This window comes from Shigella sp. FC1967 (genome assembly GCF_001743005.1).
In the GTDB taxonomy this organism is placed as follows: Bacteria; Pseudomonadota; Gammaproteobacteria; order Enterobacterales; family Enterobacteriaceae; genus Proteus.
This window is the reverse complement of record NZ_MIIZ01001479.1, coordinates 1-332: the sequence shown is the minus strand read 5'-3', so window position 1 is coordinate 332 and position 332 is coordinate 1. Positions and strand designations below refer to the sequence as shown.

Below are 332 nucleotides of genomic sequence, written 5' to 3'. Positions count from 1 at the left end.
GCGGTGTTTGGCACCTCGATGTCGGCTCATCACATCCTGGGGCTGAAGTAGGTCCCAAGGGTATGGCTGTTCGCCATTTAAAGTGGTACGCGAGCTGGGGTTTAGAACGTCGTGAGACAGTTCGGTCCCTATCTGCCGTGGGGCGTTGGAAGATTGAGAGGGGGTTGCTCCTAGTACGAGAGGACCGGAGTGAACGCACCACTGGTGTTCGGGTTGTCATGCCAATGGCATTGCCCGGTAGCTAAGTGCGGAAGAGATAACCGCTGAAAGCATCTAAGCGGGAAACTTGCCTCGAGATGAGTCTTCCCTGTCACCTTGAGTGACCTAAAGGA

General features: G+C 55.1%; 1 rRNA gene. It reads left to right on the top strand.

Annotated elements, in window-relative coordinates:
* A 23S ribosomal RNA gene (locus BHE89_RS23175) occupies window positions 1-332 on the top strand; the annotation flags it as partial.